This is a genomic window from Pseudoxanthomonas sp. PXM04, from assembly GCF_014851695.1.
Taxonomy (GTDB): Bacteria; Pseudomonadota; Gammaproteobacteria; order Xanthomonadales; family Xanthomonadaceae; genus Pseudoxanthomonas_A; species Pseudoxanthomonas_A beigongshangi.
Genome location: NZ_JACVAG010000006.1, coordinates 21,204 through 34,156 on the forward strand (window position 1 = coordinate 21,204; position 12,953 = coordinate 34,156).

Below are 12,953 nucleotides of genomic sequence, written 5' to 3' on the forward strand. Positions count from 1 at the left end.
GCCCGTTTTTCTGGTTACCGGGGATAGCCAAAACATTCCCCTCCCCCGCTTGCGGGGGAGGATGGGTGGGGGCCGCACCCGGAGCACGTCGTTCCGCCGTGCATGGGCAACGGTGAATGCCGCCGCCTTCCCAGCATGTGGAGGAAGGAGAATCCGCGGGAAGTCCGGACCGGCTCAGGTCCCCAAGCGCGCGGCAAAAGAAACGGCGCCTTCCGGCGCCGTCTCTTCTTTCGGCAATGGAGCGATCAGTACTTGCTGATCGTGCCGTCGACCTCATCGGCCCAGGCGTTGATGCCGCCGGTGACATTGTAGACCCGGGTGAAGCCGCGGGCGCGGAACTCCTCGGCAGCCTGCTGGCTGCGGCCGCCGCTGCGGCACAGGAATGCCAACGCGGTGTCCTTGGGCAGGTTTTCCAGATCCGCGCGGCCGTTGCCATCGAAGGTCTTGAACGGCACCGCGACCGCGGCCATGGCGCGCTCGTCGGCCGGACGCACGTCCACCAGCAGTACCTCGCCGGCGCGGACCTTGGCATCGGCCTCCATCGGCGACAGCGCCTGCACCGGCTTGGGTGCATTCGGGTTGTCGATGGCCAGGCCCTTGCCGCGGATGTCGTCGACCCAGTCGATGGTGATGCCGTCGGCGCGGCGCGCGCTGCCCAGATCGAACTGCACGCGCACGCCGTTGGACTCGGCGGCGATGGCGTTGGCGTCGAACTGTGCCAGCTGGAAGTTGGGCTGGAACTGGGCGTTGATCGCCAGCGCCAGCGTGGCGCCCGGGCCGGCGTCGGCGACCGCGTTCTTCAGCATCTCGGCGGCGGCCGGGGTGATGGTGATCGCCGGCGGCGTGCGGTCCGGCGCGTCCAGGCCGAGCAGGCCGGCCAGTTCGCCGGAATTGGTCATCTGCTCGATAATGTCGCTGCCGCCGACCAGCTCGCCGTCGATGTACAGCTGCGGGATGGTCGGCCAATCGCCATAGGCCTTGATGCCTTCGCGGATTTCCTGGTCGGCCAGCACGTTGACGTGCGCGTAGTCCACGCCCAGCGCGCCCAGTGCGCCGACCGCCTTGGCGGAGAAACCGCATTGCGGCATGTTGGGCTGGCCCTTCATGAACAGCACCACGCGATTGGACTGCAGGAGGGATTCGATACGGGCGCGCAGGACGGGGTCGAGGGACATGGACGGCTACCGGAAGGCGGAAAGGGAATTTTACGCCCCATGGCATCATGGGGCATGACCCGCGCAAGAACACTGCATCGCGTCCCACGCCGGCCCGGCCTGATATTGGGCCTGTTGGCGTTGTCGCAAGTGGCGGTCGCGGCGGTGTGGTGGCGCTGGGGATGGCGGGTCGGCCTGCCGGCGATGCTGCTGACCCACCTGACCGTGGTCTGGGCGACCCTGTACCCCCGCGCGACCCTGCTGTGCCCGGCGCTGTCCCGCTTGCCGACGACGCGGCGCGAGGTCTGGCTGACCATCGACGACGGGCCGTCCGCGGACACCGCGCCGATGCTGGATCTGCTGGAACGCCATGGTGCCCGGGCCACGTTCTTCCTGGTTGGCGAGCGGGCGCTGGCGCAGCCGGAACAGGTGCGGGACATCCTCCGCCGCGGACACGGCATCGGCAACCACAGCGCCAGCCATCCGGACACCCGTTTCTGGCGGCTCGGTCCGGCCGCGATGGAGGACGAGATCGGCCGCAACCAGTCGCTGCTGACGGTGGTGTCCGGTCAGACGCCGCGCTGGTTCCGCTCGGTGGTGGGGATGACCAATCCCTTCGTCGGGATGTCGCTCAAGCGCCATCGATTGGCTCGTGTCGCCTGGAGCGCGCGCGGGTTCGATGGCGTGGATTGCGATCCGGACCAGGTGCTGGCGCGACTGACGCGCGACATCGCGCCCGGCGCGATCGTGCTGCTGCACGAAGGCGCCGCGCACGGGCACAACGTCGAGATTCTCGCGCGCCTGCTGGAATGGCTGGCGCGGGAAGGCTATGCCACCGTGGTGCCGTCGGAACACCCTCCCGTGTAGAGCCGAGCTTGCTCGGCTGAATCCCGCCGAAGGCCCTGCGTCCCGGGCACAGCCGAGCAAGGCAGCCGAGCAAGCTCGGCTCTACGCGAAGGGATCAGGCGTGGGCGAGCAGGCGATGCGCCACCGGCAGGGCCAGCCGGGTCCATTCGGCGTACATGGCCGCGGACGGATGCAGGCCGTCGTCGGCCAGCATCGCGGCTTCGGCGCCGCGCGCGCGGCTGGCCGCGGTGATATCGACGAAGGCCACGCCGCGTTGCGTGCAGGCCAGCCTTGCGGCCTCGTTGTAGGCATCCAGTTCGCTGGCGATGCGGGCGGTGTCGCGGCCTTCCTTCACCGCGAAGGGGGTCACGCCCCAATCGGGAATCGACAGCACCAGCACCCGTTCCGGCCGGTTGCCGGCGAAACCGATCGCGCGCCACAGCAGCGCCGCGAACTGCACGCGGTATTCCTCGACGTCACGACCGCGGTACTGGTTGTTGACGCCGATCAGCAGGCTCACGAAATCATGCGTGCCCAGCGGCTCCTGCGCGGTGATCGCCGCGTCCAGTTCGTCGGTGCTCCAGCCGGTGGTGGCGATGATGCGCGGGTCCGCCAGCGGAATGCTTTCGTTGCGCAGCGCCTGCGCGAGCTGCACCGGCCAGCGCCCGTTTTCGGGCACCGATTCACCGATGGTGTAGGAGTCGCCGAGCGCCAGGTAGCTCAATTCGGGCAACAGGGCGGTGGTGTGTGGAGTGGCGGCGGTGGTCATGCGCGCATTCTGCGCCGGATGGCCGCCGGTTCAAAGGCCGTCTGACCAACCCGATGGCGTGGGGCGGGGAAGGCGTCGCGACTGACGTCGCTCCCACAGGTTGCGGCTGGCGCATGGGGCCGCTGGCCCGCGAAGTGTTCGAGCAGGAAGCAGGGATGCCACCGATGCGCCATCCCTTTCCTTGTGGGAGCGACGTCAGTCGCGAAGGCGACCAAGCTGGACGCCTTTCGGAATTTCCGTGAAAAGCTCGCGACTCACGTCGCTCCCACAACTGAGGCAGGGTTTCTGGTTTCACCGCCAGGGGAAGCGGTGAAACCACGGGCGCCCCGGCTCAGGCCGCGGCGGGGCGGCGTCCCTTGATTGGCACCACCTTGGTGGCGGCCTCGGCGCGGCGATCCAGGGCGCGGCCGATGCGGACGAAGACTTCGCGCATCACCGCCGCCTCGGGCAGGAAGGTCACCCGGAAGTGGTTGCGGTAGGGCACGTTGAAGCTCGAACCGGGCACCACCAGCACGCCTTCGGTTTCCAGCAGGTCCAGGGCGAAGGCGTGATCGTCGAAGCCCTTGGCGGCGTCGCCGACCACCGCCGGGAACGCGTACAGCGCCGCGTCCGGACGCACCAGTTCCAGGTGCTCGCTGGCGTCGCAGGCCTCGATGATCGCGCGGCGGGTCTCGTACAGGCGTCCGCCCGGCGAACAGAGTTCGGTGATGGTGTCCGGGCCGTTGACCGCGGCTTCCACCGCGTACTGGCCGGGCACGTTGGCGCACAGGCGCAGCGCGCTCAGCAGGTCCATCGCCTGCAGGTACTCGCGAACCCGTTCGATGCTGCCGGACACCACCGCCCAGCCGACCCGCCAGCCGCAGGCGCGGTGGACCTTGCTCAGGCCGCTGAAGGTGATGCAGGGATGATCGCCGGCCAGCGGCGCGACCGGCTCGAACCGCGCGCCGTCGTACAGCACCTGGTCGTAGATTTCATCGACCATCAGCAGCAGCTTGTGCTTGGTCGCGATGGTGACGATCCGCTCCAGCAGTTCGCGCGGATAGATGGCGCCGGTCGGGTTGTTCGGGTTGATCAGCACGATCGCCTTGGTACGCGAGGAGATCAGCTGTTCGATTTCGCCGGGATCCGGCAGGAAGTCGTTTTCCGGCGTGCAGCGGTAATAGACCGGGCGGCCGTCGTTGAGGATGGTGGCGGCCGACCACAGCGGGTAGTCGGGCGACGGCACCAGCACTTCATCGCCGGGGTTGAGCAGCGCGCGCAGCGACACGTCGATCAGCTCGCTGACGCCGTTGCCCATGAACACGCGATCCGCGCTGGCATGCGGGGTGCCGCGCCGGGCATAGGCGGCGGCGACCGCTTCGCGCGCGGCCGGCAGGCCCTGCTGGTGGGTATAGGGGTCGGTGTGGTCGATATCACCCACGATCGACTTCTGCAGATGCGCCGGGGCACGGAAACCGAAGGCGCCGGGGTTGCCGATGTTCAGCTTGATCAGCTTGCGTCCCTGGGCCTCCAGCTCGCGAGCTCGCCGAGCCAGCTCGCCACGGATTTCGTAACGGACTTCGGAGAGGCGCTCGCGCACGGGCAGCTGGAAGGGGGACGGGGCAGACATGGCAATGGTTTTGGGGAGTTGGACGGCCAGCTTAACGGAAATTTATGCAGCCGCGCGCCGCCCGGTTTAACAGGCGTCTAGAATCCCGCCATGCCCGCAAATCCCGCACACGCCCCCCTCGACCTCGCCTCCCTGCGCGCCATCGGCTGGCCCTGGCCTGGCGAACCGGAGGACCCTGCCTGGGCGGCCCTGCTGGCGGCCCACCCGGCGGCGCGGCCTGCCAGGGTGACCGAGCAGCACCGCTCGGGGTATGTCGTGGCCGACGGCCCGGACACCGCCATCAAGGCCGAATCCCTGCCCGAATGGCAGCGCCGCCCCGGCTTCCGCAAGGACGGGTCTCCCGCCCACGAGCGTCCGGCGGTTGGCGACTGGGTGCTGCTGGAAGGCAAGCGCATCGTCGCCCTGCTTCCGCGGCACACCGGCATCAAGCGCGGCGCGGCCGGCGAGCACTACCAGCAGCAGGTCATCGCCGCCAACGTGGATGCCGTCTTCATCGTTTCGGGCCTGGACGCGGACTTCAATCCGCGCCGGATCGAGCGCTACCTGCTGCTGGTCGGCAGCGGCGGGGCGCAGCCGGTGGTGGTGCTGACCAAGGCCGACCGCCATGAACACGCGAGCGATGCCATCGAAGCGCTGGCCGACGTGACCGCGCAGGACGTGCCGGTGTTCGCGCTCAACGCCAAGGATCCCGACGGCGTGGCGGTGCTGGCGCCCTGGTTGCAGCCGGGCCATACGGTGGTGCTGGTCGGTTCCTCGGGCGCGGGCAAGTCCACCCTCACCAACACCCTGCTGGGCGACGACCGGATGAAGACCGGCGAGGTCCGCGAGAGCGATTCGCGTGGTCGCCATACCACCACCCATCGCGCGCTGATGCCACTGCCGTCCGGCGCCTGCCTGATTGACACCCCCGGCATGCGCGAACTCAAGCCGACCGGCGAAGAGGATCTGGTCGAAGGGGGCTTCGCCGACATCGAGGCATTGGCCGAACAATGCCGCTTCCGCGATTGTTCGCACCAGCGTGAACCCGGTTGCGCGGTACGCGCGGCGATCGAGCGCGGCGAGCTGGACGAGGAACGCTTCCTCAATTACCTGAAACTGCGCGACGAAGTCGCCAGCGCGGCCGGCAAGCTGGCCACCCGGCTGGCGCAGAAGGCCGAAGCCCGCGTGCAGGTCAAGGCGCTCAACAAGCGCCTGGACGACAAGTACGGACGCCACTGATGCGCCGTCACCTCTCTTGTAGGAGCGACGTGAGTCGCGACGGCGACCCGGTTGGAAGTCTTCTGGATTTCGATCAAAAGCTCGCGACTCACGTCGCTCCTACAGGTTGCAGCCGGTATGCCGGACAGCTTGACCGCGAAGCACCCACGCAGGGCGCCAGGATACGACCGACGCGCCATCTCCTCCCTTGTGGGAGCGACGTGAGTCGCGACGGCGACCCGGTGGGAAGCCCTTGGAGTTTCCGCCAAGAGCTCGCGACTCACGTCGCTCCTACAGGTTGCAGCCGGTATGCCGGACAGCATGGCCGCGAAGCGCCCACGCAGGGCGCCAGGATACGACCGACGCGCCATCTCTTCCCTTGTGGGAGCGACGTGAGTCGCGAAGGCGACCCGGTTGGAAGCCCTTGGAGTTTCCGCCAAGAGCTCGCGACTCACGTCGCTCCTACAGGTTGCAGCCGGTATGCCGGACAGCCTGACCGCGAAGCGCCCACGCAGGACGCCAGGATGCGACCGACGCGCCATCTCTTCCCTTGTGGGAGCGACGTGAGTCGCGACGGCGACCCGGTTGGAAGCCTTCTGGATTTCCGTCAAAAGCTCGCGACTCGCGTCGCTCCTACAGGGTGGGGCGGATGCGAGGCATCGGCATGGACACGATGAACCTGTCTGCCGACATCGCCCATCATGCCGCGCTGGACGCGCGCCTGGTCAAGGCGGTGCGCGGCATCAAGCTGCTGAGCCTGGCGAGTTGGCCGGCCGCGTTGCAGGCGCCGTTCCTGGAAGGAATGGAGCGCGGCAATCCGCGATTGCCGAAAGTCGAATACCCCAAGCTGGATTTCAGCGAGGCCCGCCGCGAACTGGAAGCGATCGCGCATGCCGCCGATCCGGCGCATCCGCTGGGTCGCTATCTGCGCGAATCGGTGGACAGCTGGTCGGTCGCCGCGCAGTTGCTGGAATGCCTGGGCACGCCCGCCGTGACCGCGCATTCGATCACCCTGTTCGGCACGCCCGAAGCGCCCTTGCCCGGCAACGGACCGACCACCCGCGACGCCGCCCGCCACTTCATTGCCATTGCCCAGGACATGGATCGCGAGTTGCTGGCGCCGGAAGAACAGATCCCGGTGTCGGCGACCGCGCTGCAACTCCAGTTGCAAGGCGACCTGGATGATTTCTTCGATGCGCGGGTGATCACGGTGGAGCTGGATCCGGATCTGATCGCCAAGGCGGCGGCCGGCGCCACCCGCATCCGCCTGCGCCATGGCGCCGCCTTCAGCGACTACGACCGCCGGCAGCTCCTGCAACACGAGGCGCTGGTGCATTCGCTGACCGCGCTCAACGGCCGCGAGCAGCCCTTGTTCCCGAGCCTGGCATTGTCGTCGCCGCGCATCACCGAGACCCAGGAAGGGCTGGCGACCTTCGCCGAGCAGATCACCGGCAGCATCGACATCGAACGGATGAAACGGATCAGCCTGCGCATCGAGGCGATCGCGATGACCCTGGCGGGTGCGGATTTCATCGAGGTGTACCGCTACTTCTGCGAGGCGGGCCAGAATCCGGCCGAGAGCTTCGCCTCGGCGCAACGCGTGTTCCGCGGTGTGCCCACCAGTGGCGGCGCGGCGTTCACCAAGGATACGGTCTACCTGCGCGGCCTGATTGCCGTGCACACCTTCTTCCGCCATTCCCTGCAGCGGGACCGCCTGCAACTGTGCCGGCGCCTGTTCGCCGGCAAGATGACGCTGGGGGACGTGGCCCTGTTCGAGCCATTGTTCGACGGCGGCGTGCTGGCGCCGCCACGCTGGCTGCCGACCTGGGTCAGCCGCGCCAACGGCCTGGCCGGCACGCTGGCGTTCTCGCTGTTCGCCAACCGCATCCGCATGGACCAGTTGACCGAAGTGCCGGTGTGACGGTCAGCGCGCGGGGCGCTTGTAGGCCACGCAGTCGACCTCGACCTTGCAGTCCACCACCATCCGGTTCTCAACGCAGGCGCGCGCGGGCGGATGCTCGCCGAAGTAGTGCCGGAACACCTGGTTGAAGGCGGCGAAGTCGCGCGCGTCGTCCAGCCAGACGCCGCAGCGGACCACGTGTTCGGGGCCATAGCCGGCCTCGGCCAGGATTGCCAGCACGTTGCCGATGGCCACGTGCGATTGCTCGGTGACGGTGCCGCCGATCAGCTCGCCGTCGCGCATCGGCACCTGGCCGGACACGTACAGCCAGCCATCGGCCTCGACCGCGCGCGAGAACGGCATGTGCTGCCGGCCCTGGCCGACGCCGCCTTCGGCGCCATAGCGCTTGATGTCGCTCATGTGGATACCTCTCGGATTTCGGGAAGATTCTTCAGGCCGGTGCCAGGAAACGGCCGCTGCGCGCTCGGGTGACCGCGTTGCCGTCGTAGGCCAGTTCGCCGTTCACCCACACCGCGTCGATGCCTTCGGCGGCGCGCATCGGATCGTGATAGTCGGCGGTATCGCGCACGCGTGCCGGATCGAACAACACCAGGTCCGCGTGCCAGCCCTCTCGCAGCAGGCCGCGCCCGGGCAGGGCGAAGCGGCTGCCGGGCAGGCCGGTCATCTTGTGCACGGCTTCGTGCAGCGGGAACAGGCCCTCGTCGCGCGCGTAATGGCCGAGCACGCGCGGGAAGGTGCCCCACAGGCGCGGGTGCGGGCGCGGATCCCGCGGCAGGCCGTCGGATCCGATCATGGTCAGCGGATGGCGCAGGAACCGGCGCACGTCTTCCTCGTCCATGCAGAAGTACACCGCGCCGGCCGGTTGCAGGCGGTTGGCGGTTTCATGCAGCGACACCCGCCAGTCGGCGGCGATCGCGGCCAGCATCCGTCCGCCCTGATCCGGATGCGGTTCGGACCAGGTGATCAGGATGTCGTAGGCGTCGGTGACCTGTTTCAGGTCCAGGGTGGAAGCGCTGGCCGCGTACGGATAGCAGTCGCAGGCCACGTCATGCTCGCCGGCGGCGTCATCCAGCCACGCCAGCACTTCGCGGCTGCGGCCCCAGTTGTCGATGCCGGCGCATTTCAGGTGCGACACCCGCACCGGGGCGCCGCTGTGGTGGCCGACCGCGCGCGCTTCGTCCAGTGCGGGCAGGATGCCGGCGAACTCGTCGCGCAGATGGGTGGCGTAGAGGCGATCGGCGGGCAGGTCGCGGGTCAGTTCCAGCACCTCGCGCGCGGGCGCGGCGAACGCGGAGGCGTAGGCCAGCCCGGTGCTCAGGCCAAGCGCGCCCTCGGCGATCGCCGCGCGCAATTGCGACCGCATCGCCGCGATCTCTTCGTCGCTGGCGGCGCGATCCAGCCGATCCATGTGGTTCTGGCGCAGCGAGGTGTGCCCGACCAGCGCGGCGACGTTCAGTGCCGGACGTGCGTCCTCCACCGCGCGACGGTAGTCGGCGAAGCGCGGATAGCGGAACTCGCCCGGCTCGCCGAGCAGGTTCATCGGGTCGGGTACCGCGTCGGCGGTGTTCACCGGACTGGCACTGATGCCGCAGTTGCCGACCACGATCGTGGTGACGCCCTGCGACAGCTTGCTGGTCATGGCGGGATCGCGGATGACTTCCAGATCGTCGTGGGTATGCACGTCGATGAAGCCTGGGCTGACCGCCCGCCCGCAGGCGTCGACGACGCTCGCCGCGTCGCCGTCCAGGCGGCCCATCGCGGCGATGCGGCCGGCGCTGACGCCGATGTCGCCGCGCGTGCCGGCGGCACCGCTGCCATCCAGCAGCAGGGCATCGCGGATCAACAGGTCGTAACGCATCAATCCCCCAGCGGCAGGCGATTCTCGCCGCCGCGGTAGTTGTCCAGCGCGAACTTGATCCGGCGCAGCCGCTCGCGGCTGTCGTCGGCGATATGCAGCGCCAGGGTGGTGGCCAGCACGTCCACCGCCAGCATCATCGCGTAGCGCGAGGCGGATGGCTTGAACACGAAGTCGGTTTCGTCGATGACGATCGGCAGCAGCCAGTCGGCGCGCTCGGCCAGCGCGGTGTCGGCGCGGGTGATCGCACCGACCTTCGCACCGTAGCCGCGCGCGATGTCCACCGCCGACAGGATTTCCGGGGTGATGCCGCTGACCGACAGCGCCACCACCATGTCCTCCGGGGTCAGGGTCGCGGCGACCACCTTCAGCGAGATCGCATCGCTGTAGGCGGCGATCGGGCGGCCGAAGCGGACCAGCCGGTTCTGCAGCTCCAGACCGAACACGGTCGAGCAGCCACCCATGCCGAACACGTAGATCATCCGCGCCGAGGCCAGCGCCTCGGCCAGCGACTGCACCACCTGTTCCTGCAATCCGCCGACGTTGCGACGCAGGCAGCTCTCGATGTCGGCGCAGATCTGCGCGTACAGCGCCGAACTGGGCGGGGTGTCCTGGTCGTCCAGGAAGCGCTTGCCGACCGCGCTGGCCTCGGCCAGGCGGGCGCGCAGTTCACGCACGTTGTCGCAGTCCAGCGCCTTGGCGAAGCGCGAGATCGCGGCCACGCTGACGCCCGCCTGTTCGGCCAGTTCGGCGATGCCGGACTGCGCGGCGCCGTCGATGTCGGCCAGGATGGTGTCGGCGATCCGCCGCTCGACCGGACTCAGCTCGTGCAGGCGCTGCTTGAGGTGGTAGACGATGTCGTACATGGCGGTCTCCGGCCGGTCGTCAGTGCAGTGCGGCGATGCCCAGCACCAGCAGCAGTGCGGTCACCGAAATGAGGGTTTCCAGCACGGTCCAGGTCTTGAAGGTCTGGGCCACGCTCATGTTGAAGTATTCCTTGACCAGCCAGAAGCCACCGTCGTTGACGTGCGACAGCACCAGCGAGCCTGCCCCGGTGGCCAGTACCAGCAGCTCCGGATGCGGGTAGCCGGCGGCCAGCGCGACCGGCGCGACGATGCCGGCGGCGGTACTCATCGCCACCGTGGCCGAACCGGTCGCCACCCGCATCAGCGCGGCCACGGTCCAGCCCATCAGCAGCGGCGAGAGCTGAAACTCGTGCGACAGCCGGGTGATTTCCTGGGCCACGCCGGTCTTGACCAGGATGCCGTTGAGACCGCCGCCGGCGCCGACCAGCAGGGTGATGGCGGCGGTGGGCGCCAGGCATTCCTGCGAGAACTTCAGGATCTGCTCGCGGTTGAAGCCGCGCATCAGGCCCAGGGTGACGAAGCTGAGCAGGGTCGCCAGCAGCAGCGCCACCACCGAATGGCCGATGAAACGCAGCACGTGGTTGGCGGCGCTGCCGGGTGCGGCCAGTTCGTCCGCCCAGCCGCCCAGCAGCATCAGGCCGACCGGCAGCAGCAGGGTCGCCAGGGTGATGCCGAAGCCGGGCAGTTCGGCGTCGGGGATCTCCCGTTGGCCCTGGTTGAGCAGCGCGGCTTCCATCGGGTTGTGTGCCGGCAGGGTGACATGGCGCGATACCAGCCGGGCGAAGATTGGTCCGGCCAGCGCGGCGGTCGGCAAGCCGACCATCAACGCATAGAACAGCGTGCGCCCGACGTCGGCCTGGTATTCGTGCACCGCCAGCATCGCGGCCGGGTGCGGCGGCACCAGACCGTGCACCACCGACAGGCCGGCGACCATCGGCAGGCCGACCAGCAGCAGCGGCACGCCGGTGCGGCGGGCGACGTTCAGCACGATCGGAATCAGCAGCACGAACCCGACCTCGAAGAAGATCGGCAGGCCGATGCAGAACGCGATCAGCATCATCGCCCAGTGCACGTGGCGGGTACCGAAGCGCCGGATCAGCGTGCGCGCGATGCGCTCGGCGCCGCCGGATTCGGCCATCAGCTTGCCCAGCATGGTGCCGAGGGCGACGATCAGCGCGATGTGGCCCAGGGTCTTGCCCACGCCCTGTTCGTAGGCCGGCACGATGTCCGGTGCCGGCATGCCGGCCAGCAGCGCCAGCCCGAGCGAGACCACGGTGATCGAAATGAAGGGGTTGAGGCGGTAGCGCGCGATCAACACCACCAGGGCGACGATCGACAGCGTGGCGTACAGCAGCAACAGGTTTCCTGGCGTCATGCGTGCTGTTCCCGCCGATCAGAAGAAGGTTTCGACGGCGCCGACGACGCGATGCGCGTCGTCCACCACCAGCAGGTGGCGCCATTTGTCGAAGGTCAGGCAGGGATGGGAGATATCGAAGCACAGCAGATCGCCGACCTTGAGGTCGTCGTCGGCATTGAGCTGCAGGAACGCGTGCTGATCCATCATCGCGCCGATACGCCAGTGGGAAGGCGCGTCGGCGGGCGTGGCATGGCCGGGGCGATGATGCAGCACCGGTTGCGGGAAGCCGGCATCGAACGCAGCGTCGCGCTTGCCCAGGCCGATGATCGCGCGGTCCGGTTCCGGACGCGACTGCACGCAGGCCCACAGTCGCAGTGCCGGCAACAGGCCGCGCCCCATGCGCTGCGCGACCGGATTGGAGGCGTGGATGCGGCTGGCGGCGTCGCGATAGATGCCCACGTCGTGGGTCAGGTAGCAGCCCGGACGCAACACCACTTGCGCCTGCGGATCCGACACAAGCGCCGCGAATTCTTCCGCGACCACGTCGAACCAGGCCGAACCGGCGCCGGAAAGCAGCGCGGGCGACTCGCCGAATCCGCCGGCGGCGCGGATTGCCTGCCATTGCGCCAGCGTACGCCGCAGCAGCGCGCGCACGCCGGCCTCGTCCTTGACCACGCCCTCGTAGACTTCCACGCCGACCAGCGCCACCGCGTCCGGCCAGCGCGCGATCTCGTCCAGCACCGCGCGCGCCTGAGCCTCGTCGCGCACGCCGGTGCGTCCGCCTTCCGCGCCGACTTCCAGCAATACCCGGATGCGTTGTCCGCGTGCGCCGAAATGACGACCCAGCGCGGCGACGTTATCGGCCGAATCCACCACGCAGGCGAACCAGAAGTCCGGATCGCTTGCCTGGAGATCGGCGATCACATCGAAGTTGCCCCTGCCGACGAGCTGGTTGGCGAGCAGGACCCGCCGCACGCCATGCGCGTGCGCCGCCGCCGTCTGCGGCGCGGTCGCCAGGGTGATGCCCCACGCGCCGGCATCCAGCTGCATCCGGAACAGCGCCGGACTCATCGTGGTCTTGCCGTGCGGTGCGAGCCGGCAGCCATAGGCCTCGGTGAACTCGCGCATCCAGGCCAGGTTGTGGCGCAGGGCGGATTCGCTCAGTACCGCCACCGGCAGGCTGACCTGTTCCTCCAGGATCGACAGGGGCCGCGCCGCCAGCCCGGAAGGCGTCCAGGCATCACCGGCCGGCAGGCCTTTTCCGGCCAGCGGCGCGTCGGAATGAAAGTAATTTTCTCGCACGAACCGCCTCCCCTGTGCACGGCCACGTGACATCGTGGCCGTCTATTGTGTAGCACAGGAAGGGTTGGATGAAAATT

General features: G+C 68.6%; 11 protein-coding genes. 3 read left to right on the forward strand and 8 right to left on the reverse strand.

The genetic code is table 11. From position 1 onward, the window contains the following. Window positions 1–245: 245 nt before the first annotated feature. Window positions 246–1,175 carry a Grx4 family monothiol glutaredoxin gene (grxD, locus tag IB228_RS14755; RefSeq protein ID WP_192199032.1) on the reverse strand — a complete coding sequence of 310 codons (930 nt, stop codon included), beginning with the start codon at window positions 1,173–1,175 and terminating at the stop codon, window positions 246–248. 54 nt (window positions 1,176–1,229) lie between these two features. On the opposite strand from grxD, the gene IB228_RS14760 reads away from it, so the two are divergent. After that, complete coding sequence (locus IB228_RS14760; RefSeq protein WP_183641383.1) at window positions 1,230–2,021, forward strand: polysaccharide deacetylase family protein; 792 nt, start codon at window positions 1,230–1,232, stop codon at window positions 2,019–2,021. A 94-nt stretch (window positions 2,022–2,115) separates the two neighbouring features. Here the strand turns inward: IB228_RS14760 and IB228_RS14765 are convergent, their stop codons facing one another. Both IB228_RS14765 and IB228_RS14770 read right to left on the reverse strand, forming a co-directional pair. Then, the gene (locus IB228_RS14765; RefSeq protein WP_192199033.1) at window positions 2,116–2,769 is read right to left on the reverse strand and encodes an SGNH/GDSL hydrolase family protein; all 654 of its coding nucleotides are present in this window, start codon (window positions 2,767–2,769) and stop codon (window positions 2,116–2,118) included. Window positions 2,770–3,100: 331 nt separating this feature from the next. Further along, window positions 3,101–4,378 carry an aminotransferase class I/II-fold pyridoxal phosphate-dependent enzyme gene (locus IB228_RS14770; RefSeq protein ID WP_192199034.1) on the reverse strand — a complete coding sequence of 426 codons (1,278 nt, stop codon included), beginning with the start codon at window positions 4,376–4,378 and terminating at the stop codon, window positions 3,101–3,103. Between the two features lie 90 nt (window positions 4,379–4,468). On the opposite strand from IB228_RS14770, the gene rsgA reads away from it, so the two are divergent. Together rsgA and IB228_RS14780 are read left to right on the forward strand one after the other, a co-directional pair. Further along, window positions 4,469–5,596, forward strand: a complete 1,128-nt coding sequence (rsgA, locus tag IB228_RS14775) for a ribosome small subunit-dependent GTPase A (protein ID WP_192199035.1) — start codon at window positions 4,469–4,471, stop codon at window positions 5,594–5,596. Window positions 5,597–6,239: 643 nt separating this feature from the next. Next, window positions 6,240–7,496 (forward strand): flavohemoglobin expression-modulating QEGLA motif protein, encoded by a 1,257-nt coding sequence (locus IB228_RS14780; RefSeq protein WP_192199036.1) that lies wholly within the window; start codon window positions 6,240–6,242, stop codon window positions 7,494–7,496. Window positions 7,497–7,499: 3 nt separating this feature from the next. On the opposite strand, the gene IB228_RS14785 is transcribed toward IB228_RS14780, so the two are convergent. From IB228_RS14785 to IB228_RS14805, 5 genes are read right to left on the reverse strand one after another with little or no spacing between them, the layout of a single operon-like run. Next, a complete protein-coding gene (locus IB228_RS14785; RefSeq protein ID WP_183640562.1) occupies window positions 7,500–7,895 on the reverse strand; it encodes a RidA family protein in 396 nt (131 codons plus the stop codon). Window positions 7,896–7,926: 31 nt separating this feature from the next. Continuing rightward, the gene (locus IB228_RS14790; protein WP_192199037.1) at window positions 7,927–9,354 is read right to left on the reverse strand and encodes a D-aminoacylase; all 1,428 of its coding nucleotides are present in this window, start codon (window positions 9,352–9,354) and stop codon (window positions 7,927–7,929) included. After that, window positions 9,354–10,217 (reverse strand): MurR/RpiR family transcriptional regulator, encoded by an 864-nt coding sequence (locus IB228_RS14795; RefSeq protein ID WP_183640567.1) that lies wholly within the window; start codon window positions 10,215–10,217, stop codon window positions 9,354–9,356. Before IB228_RS14795 ends, IB228_RS14790 begins: the two co-directional genes overlap by 1 nt. A 19-nt stretch (window positions 10,218–10,236) precedes the next feature. Further along, entirely contained in the window at window positions 10,237–11,592 is a 1,356-nt protein-coding gene (locus IB228_RS14800) for a gluconate:H+ symporter (RefSeq protein ID WP_192199038.1), read from the reverse strand. An 18-nt stretch (window positions 11,593–11,610) separates the two neighbouring features. Then, complete coding sequence (locus IB228_RS14805) at window positions 11,611–12,876, reverse strand: amino acid deaminase (protein WP_343227089.1); 1,266 nt, start codon at window positions 12,874–12,876, stop codon at window positions 11,611–11,613. Between the last annotated feature and the right edge of the window lie 77 nt (window positions 12,877–12,953).

Coding starts and splice junctions, on each gene's coding strand:
- grxD (WP_192199032.1), bottom strand. CDS start 1,175: ATGTCCCTCGACCCCGTCCTGCGCGCCCGTATCGAATCCCTCCTGCAG.
- IB228_RS14765 (WP_192199033.1), bottom strand. CDS start 2,769: ATGACCACCGCCGCCACTCCACACACCACCGCCCTGTTGCCCGAATTG.
- IB228_RS14770 (WP_192199034.1), bottom strand. CDS start 4,378: ATGTCTGCCCCGTCCCCCTTCCAGCTGCCCGTGCGCGAGCGCCTCTCC.
- IB228_RS14780 (WP_192199036.1), top strand. CDS start 6,240: ATGGACACGATGAACCTGTCTGCCGACATCGCCCATCATGCCGCGCTG.
- IB228_RS14785 (WP_183640562.1), bottom strand. CDS start 7,895: ATGAGCGACATCAAGCGCTATGGCGCCGAAGGCGGCGTCGGCCAGGGC.
- IB228_RS14760 (WP_183641383.1), top strand. CDS start 1,230: ATGACCCGCGCAAGAACACTGCATCGCGTCCCACGCCGGCCCGGCCTG.
- IB228_RS14795 (WP_183640567.1), bottom strand. CDS start 10,217: ATGTACGACATCGTCTACCACCTCAAGCAGCGCCTGCACGAGCTGAGT.
- rsgA (WP_192199035.1), top strand. CDS start 4,469: ATGCCCGCAAATCCCGCACACGCCCCCCTCGACCTCGCCTCCCTGCGC.
- IB228_RS14790 (WP_192199037.1), bottom strand. CDS start 9,354: ATGCGTTACGACCTGTTGATCCGCGATGCCCTGCTGCTGGATGGCAGC.
- IB228_RS14800 (WP_192199038.1), bottom strand. CDS start 11,592: ATGACGCCAGGAAACCTGTTGCTGCTGTACGCCACGCTGTCGATCGTC.